At 75.8% G+C, this 6,125-nt stretch carries 5 protein-coding genes; all 5 read right to left on the bottom strand.

What is annotated here, in order from left to right; genetic code table 11:
• Nucleotides 1–139: 139 nt before the first annotated feature.
• The 5 genes from pyrE to P3T37_RS36105 all read right to left on the bottom strand — a co-directional run bounded on the left by pyrE (nucleotide 140) and on the right by P3T37_RS36105 (nucleotide 6,026).
• Nucleotides 140–679, bottom strand: a complete 540-nt coding sequence (gene pyrE / locus P3T37_RS36125) for an orotate phosphoribosyltransferase (RefSeq protein ID WP_035799504.1) — start codon at nucleotides 677–679, stop codon at nucleotides 140–142.
• Nucleotides 680–715: 36 nt separating this feature from the next.
• Entirely contained in the window at nucleotides 716–1,750 is a 1,035-nt protein-coding gene (locus P3T37_RS36120; protein ID WP_280728209.1) for a hypothetical protein, read from the bottom strand.
• Nucleotides 1,751–1,827: 77 nt separating this feature from the next.
• Complete coding sequence (locus P3T37_RS36115) at nucleotides 1,828–3,378, bottom strand: polyamine aminopropyltransferase (protein WP_280728212.1); 1,551 nt, start codon at nucleotides 3,376–3,378, stop codon at nucleotides 1,828–1,830.
• 495 nt (nucleotides 3,379–3,873) lie between these two features.
• Nucleotides 3,874–4,485: a DUF2617 family protein gene (locus P3T37_RS36110; RefSeq protein ID WP_280728208.1), complete on the bottom strand. Its 612-nt coding sequence runs from the start codon at nucleotides 4,483–4,485 to the stop codon at nucleotides 3,874–3,876.
• A gap of 371 nt (nucleotides 4,486–4,856) precedes the next feature.
• Nucleotides 4,857–6,026 carry a M23 family metallopeptidase gene (locus P3T37_RS36105; RefSeq protein ID WP_280728207.1) on the bottom strand — a complete coding sequence of 390 codons (1,170 nt, stop codon included), beginning with the start codon at nucleotides 6,024–6,026 and terminating at the stop codon, nucleotides 4,857–4,859.
• Nucleotides 6,027–6,125: the final 99 nt, after the last annotated feature.

Genomic DNA, 6,125 nt, shown 5'->3' with positions numbered 1-6,125 from the left:
GTCAGCGGTAGCGGCAGGGGCAGCGGCCCCGGGGGGGCGGGGGGGGGGGGCCCCGGGGGGGGGGGGGGGGGGGGGGGGGGGGCCGCCCCCCCCCCCCCCCCCCCCCCGGCCGTTGTGCCGAACGTGGGACCGGGCAGCCTCAGGCGAGGTCGAGGTCCTGCGCGGTGAAGACGGTGTAGTACGGCAGACCGGCCGCCTCGATGGCCGGCGCGGCACCGCGCTCGACGATCACCGCGACGCCGACCACCTCGGCGCCGGCCTCGCGCAGCGCCTCCACGGCGGTCAGCACCGAGCCACCGGTGGTGGAGGTGTCCTCGACGGCCAGCACCCGGCGGCCCTTGACGTCCGGGCCCTCGATCCGGCGCTGCAGGCCGTGCGCCTTGCCGGTCTTGCGGACCACGAACGCGTCCAGCTCGCGGCCGCGGGCGGCGGCGGCGTGCAGCATCGAGGCGGCCACCGGGTCGGCGCCCAGCGTCAGGCCGCCGACCGCGTCGTAGTCGAGGTCCGCGGTGGTGTCCAGCAGGACCCGGCCGACCAGCGGCGCCGCCTGGGCGTCCAGGGTGATGCGGCGCAGGTCGACGTAGTAGTCCGCCTCCAGGCCGGAGGAGAGGGTGACCTTGCCGTGAACCACGGCCTTGTTCTTGATCTGCGCCAGCAGGGCGTCGCGGTCGTTGCTCATGAACAGTCAGTCTAGGGCCTGGCGGAGTGCCGCAGGTCAGCGCTTGCGCAGGGCCCGCGCCAGCACGACCGCCCCGCCGAGCAGGGCCACCGAGCCGCCGATCACCCACGGCACGCTGGCGCGGCCGTGCACCCGGGAGGCCACCGGCGCGCCGGCGCCGTGCTCGCCGGACCAGCGGCTGGCGGCCCGGGCCCGGGCGCTGCGGGCGGGCAGGGCCGGGGCGTAGCGGCCGCGCGGCGGGGCGTGGTCCACCTCCTCGGCCGAGCGCCCGACGATGCTGCGGCGGACCGGGCCGGCCAGCACGTCGTCCGGCGAGAGCGGGTCGCCGCCGGGCTGGTAGCCGTACGGGGCGTCCACGCTCTCGGTGCCGTGGCCGGCGCCGAGTGCCTCGGCGGCGGCCGCGGTGCCGGCCAGGTCGTCCAGGCTCTCGGGCTCGGCGGCGAGGCCGAAGCTCTCGGAGTCGGAGAAGGAGATCAGGTCGGAGAGGTCGTCGGCGAAGAGGTCGTCGGGGAGCTCGTCGTCCTGCTCGGCCCGGGGCCTGAACTCGAGCGGGCGGGCGGCGGTCTCCTCGGCCTCCTCGGCGGCGCTCTCGGTGCTGCCGTCGGCGGCCAGGGCGGCGGCGAAGCGGTCCAGCAGGCGCCGCCCGGCCAGCGCCAGCGCCTCCGCGTCGAACTCGGCGAGCCGGCCGCCCGGCGTCAGGTCGCCGCGGAAGCGCAGCACGGTGCGGTCGTCGCCGTCCTCCTCGACGCTGATCCGCACGGTGGCCGTCACCTCGCCGTCGCCGCGGGCCTCCTGACCCTCGGCGAAGGCGGTCAGCACACCCGCCGCGCCACTGCGGATCAGCGAGACGACGCCCCGGTAGGTGATCGTGGAGCTGCCGATCCGCAGCCGCAGCCGGCCGTTGATCTCCTCGGGCGCGGTGCCGCCGCCCTCGCGCCGCGCCGTGCGCGCGTCGGTGGGCTCGGCCGCATCGGTGCTCAGACCGGGCACGCACCGCGCGAGCAGCGCGGGATCCTGCAGGGCTCGGTGGACCAGCGCGGCCGGCAGCGGGACGACAACCTCATGCTCCATACCTGTGAGCCTACCGACCTACCCCCCAGGTGGGAGGGCGCGGCGCCAGGTTGACACTCAGAAGGCCATCCGCGGCGTCAGCGCGGCCTCAGCAGGGTGCTCGGCGGGGGCAGGTCCTGGGGTCGGGCGGCGGCCAGCCGGGCCGCCGAGGCGGTCAGCTCCGCGACGGTCAGCGAGCGCGGGGGCGGGGCGTCGTCGGCCAGCTGGAGCGGTGGCAGCGGGTCGCGGGAGGCGAGCAGCACGGCGGCCAGACTGCCGCTCCCGGCCGGGTCGCAGGCCGGCCCGGTGCCCGCCACCGGGTACGGCAGGGTGGCGAGGCCGGCCGCGCGCAGACCGGCCTCGGCGGTCCACAGGCCCGGACCGCCGGCCCCGGCCGGGACCGCGAGGCGTCCCTGCGGGCCGAGCCGGGCGGCGGCCAGTCCGTAGAACTCGGTGGAGTGGTACTCGCTGTGCGCGGCCCGCTCGGGCGCCGGCAGGTCGGCGAGGACGGCGTCGAACGGCGGCAGCGGCCCGGCCCGGCGCAGCCACTCCAGCGGATCGGCGGTCAGCACCCGGACCCGGGGGTCCGCGAAGGAGTGCTCACTCAGCGCGGCGAGCCCCGGATCCGTGCGGGCCAGCTCGGGCAGCGCGGGGTCGAGCGTCACCACCAGCACCGAGGCCACCCCGCTGTGGCGCAGCACCTCGCGCAGGGCGAGGCCGTCGCCGCCGCCGAGCAGCAGCACCCGGGTGTCGGCGCCGCCCGCCAGCGCCGGGTGCACCAGCGCCTCGTGGTAGCGGTACTCGTCGGCGCCGCAGACCGCGAGCCGTCCGGACAGGTAGAGCCGCAGCGGGTCGGCGGGCACCGAGCCCTGCTCGGGGACCCTGGGCGGGCGGCCGGTCAGCACGATCTCGCCGTAGCGGCTCTGCACGGCCGGGCGCGCCTGGCCGCCGTAGAGCGCGTGGCGGGCGGCGCGTTCGATCGCGCCGGTGCAGGCCGCCGCCACCGCCAGCGCCGCCAGGACCGTTCCGCAGCCGATCCAGAGCAGCAGCCGGGCGCGCGGTCCCGGTTCGTCGCGGAAGAGCCAGAGCACCACCGCTGCCCCTGCCAGCGCGTTGACCGCACCGGTCAGCAGGGCGCCGGTGGCCTGTCCGAGCGCGGGCAGCAGCAGGAACGGGAAGGCCAGACCGCCGATCAGCGCACCGACGTAGTCGGCGGCGAACAGGTCGGCCGCGGCCCGGCCGGCGTCCTCCTGGCGGATCCGCTGGATCAGCGTCATCAGCAGTGGGATCTCGGCGCCGATCAGGACCCCGATGACGCAGGTCAGGCCGACCATCGTGAGCTCGCAGCGGCCGAGCCAGGCCCAGCAGGCGTAGAGCGTGAGCACCGAGAGCCCGCCGACCAGTGCGAGGGCGCACTCCACCGCGGCGAAGAAGGTGGCCGGCCGGTGCGCGAGGTGTTTGGCGACCAGCGAGCCGGTGCCCATCGCGAAGACCATCACGGAGAGCACGACGGAGGTCTGCGTGACGGAGTCGCCGAGCAGGTAGCCGCCGAGTGCGACCAACTCCAGTTCGTACACCAGGCCGCAGGCCGCACAGACGAACGCGGCGAGCAGCACCAGCAGCCGGGCGAGAGCGGGGCGGCGGCGCAGCGGCGCGAGGCGGCGGCCGGGGCGGCGGTGCTGGTCCGGACGGCCGCCGTCACCCGCTCGGGTGTGTGCGTCCGATCGGGTGGGGGCGCGCGCTGCGGCGGGTGCGGCCGTCACGTCCGGTTCGCCCGTTCGGGTGCGTCCGTTCGGGCGAGAGCGGGCCGGGGTGCGCAGGCGCGGACGGGTGCGGGTGCGCGGCCACCGGGCCGGGCCGGACGGGGCCTCGGCACCGGGGTCGGGCTGGAGGCGGGCCCGGCTCTGCCCGCGGGTAGGCGCCCTGCGCCGTACGGCCCGGTCAGCTCCGGGACGGCCGGAGGCAGGGGGAGGACCGTCGCGGTCAAGGCCGGGCTGCGCGGGTGGGCCCGCCGGCTGGTCGATCACGCAGAAACGCTAGGGGACATATGCCGCGAGCAGTCGCACTCGTTCGATGGATAGCCATCCTGTCGTCATTGACGGGTCGTCATGGTGTTCGGGACAGCGGGGTGATGGGGGTGAGGGTCACGGCGCGGTGGGACGGGCCATCGCGCAGCGGGCGCCCGGGTTCGGAGCCGCCTCGACCTGGCTGCGCACCACCAGGGCGGAGCGGGTGCAGACCAGCCGCCCCTCCTGCGGGTAGGCGTGCCAGGTGCGCCAGAGCACCCGGTCCGCGCTGCCGTACGCGAACAGGGCGGTGAACGCGCTCGGGTCGCCCGGGAAGACCCCGGCCAGCCCGCGCGGGTGCCCGCCCACCAGGGCGAGGATCTCCTGCGCGCGGGCGGCGAACATGTGCGGCGGGTGGGTCTCGATCCGGGCCGCGAACTCGTACTCCCAGCCCGAGACTTGCTCGGCCACCCGGGCCGGCAGCGGGTTGCGGCGGCCGGGCATGCAGGCCACCGTCTCCAGGCAGTCACCCGGCCCGGCCGCGATCACCACCTGGTGCGAGGCACCCAGCAGGCGCAGCTGCAGGGTGCCCGCCGGTCTGCCGTCCGTCGGGCGGCCGTCGGTCGGACGAACCTCGCCCGACAGGGGCAGGTCGCGCACCGCGAGCGCGGGCAGCGGTCCGCCGCCGAGACACCAGGCCAGATCGCCGGCGCGGGTGTCGGTATAGGAGGTCTGCAGTGTGGTGAGCATGCTGGGCTCCGCATTTCAGCTCCGTACGCGCCCGCCGTGCAGCGTCCGCCTCGGCCGATGGCGAGACTGTTCGAGGCTGTGCGGTCCAGGACGCGGCCGACCGTGGAAGGAAGGATTCCGGCTGGAGTTTCAGCAGCAGAGAAGCACGAATTCTCCAGGTCCGTCAGGGATTTACCCATTCTTGTTGCACATTCACCGTTCTGGGCGTAGTGCCTGGTCAGGTCTGACCGGGCTGGTGAACGAGATTGCTCGACGTGCGCCGATTTGACCGGCGTGCACGACCGGTAGGCAGGGCGCACACGGAGTGGATTACCGGAGTGGGCCCACGCGCGCGCCGAGGCTCCCGCGCCGGGCGCAAGCGGGGCGTGATGTCAGGCGCGGACGGTGCGGCCGCGGTACAGCCCCTTGGCGACGCCGGCGAAGCGCAGCTCCAGGCCCTGGCCGTCGCGCTCGGCGTGCAGGTGCAGATGGGGTTCGCTGGTGTTGCCGGAGTTGCCGACCTCGCCGAGCAGGCAGCCCGCCTCGATCTGCTGGCCCGTCGTCACGGCGACGGTCCCCGGGCGCAGATGGGCGAGTTTGACGAGGGCGTCCCCGGTGTCGATGAAGACGTGGTTGCCGTACAGCGGCCCGTACCGGACGACTCCGGGCTGCTGGTCCTCGATCCCGTCGACCGCCGCGACGACCCGGCCCGCGCAGGGGGCGTAGATCTTCTCGCCGTAGGCGCGGTACGACTCCAGGTGCTGTGAGCTGCCCCGGGTCCCGGTCGGCCCGACCTGCAACAGGTCGACGGCGCCGCGCTGTTCCGCGATGCCGAAGTGGTGGTTCAGGCCGCGGCCGCCGCCCTGGACGACGTACCAGCTGCCGCGCAGCGGGAACTGCGCGAGCGGGACCGCGGTGGTCTCCCGCCAGCGGTGCCGGCGCGAGAGGGTCAGCGCCACCGTGCTGGTGACCAGCAGGGTCGCGCCGAGGGCGATCTGGGCCTCGTCGTGACCGAACGGCAGACCCGGCAGCCGGGCGGCCGAGGCGAACGCCGAGAGTGCGGAGAGCTCCAACGGGCGGCGGATCCACCAGGTTTCGGTGGCCGGCGCACTCCAGCCCTCAAGCAGCAGGAGGCCGAAGGCTGCCGTGAGGGCCGAGCCGATCCACCCGGTGACGCTGTCCGCGGTCCAGCAGGAGAGGACCGACCAGCCGAAGAGCAGCAGCCACAGGCCCCGGCCGAACCAGCGCTGCAGACCGGCCGGCAACTCCCGGCGCCCGGCCGGTGCCGCGGCGATCAGCAGGCCGGCCAGCACCCCGTCGGCGTCCAGTCGCACCCAGGCCGGCACCCGCCCGGCCGGGCCGGTGACGGCGAGCCCCCCGGGGGTGTCGACGACCTCCTGTATGCCGCCGACCCGGGCCGCGGTGGCCTCGGTGATCGCCCGCAGGCGGTCCGCGCCGACCGCGGCCACCACCTGCGGGGCCAGCAGCGGCCACCGCACCGGGTCCGCGGTCAGGAAGTCGGTCAGGGCGACGGCCTGGGCCTGCCGGTCAGGCGTTCGCATGCTGCTCCTCGGTCGCGGGCACTGGGCAGCGGATCCGACCGACGGCCGGATCCGCTGTGCGACAGTCTCCTTGAGCTGCGCGACCCCGCGACAGGGGGG

It is taken from the genome of Kitasatospora sp. MAA4, assembly GCF_029893355.1.
In the GTDB taxonomy this organism is placed as follows: domain Bacteria; phylum Actinomycetota; class Actinomycetes; order Streptomycetales; family Streptomycetaceae; genus Kitasatospora.
This window is presented reverse-complemented; position numbering and strand designations above follow the sequence as displayed.

Coding starts and splice junctions, on each gene's coding strand:
- pyrE (WP_035799504.1), bottom strand. CDS start 679: ATGAGCAACGACCGCGACGCCCTGCTGGCGCAGATCAAGAACAAGGCC.
- P3T37_RS36120 (WP_280728209.1), bottom strand. CDS start 1,750: ATGGAGCATGAGGTTGTCGTCCCGCTGCCGGCCGCGCTGGTCCACCGA.
- P3T37_RS36110 (WP_280728208.1), bottom strand. CDS start 4,485: ATGCTCACCACACTGCAGACCTCCTATACCGACACCCGCGCCGGCGAT.
- P3T37_RS36105 (WP_280728207.1), bottom strand. CDS start 6,026: ATGCGAACGCCTGACCGGCAGGCCCAGGCCGTCGCCCTGACCGACTTC.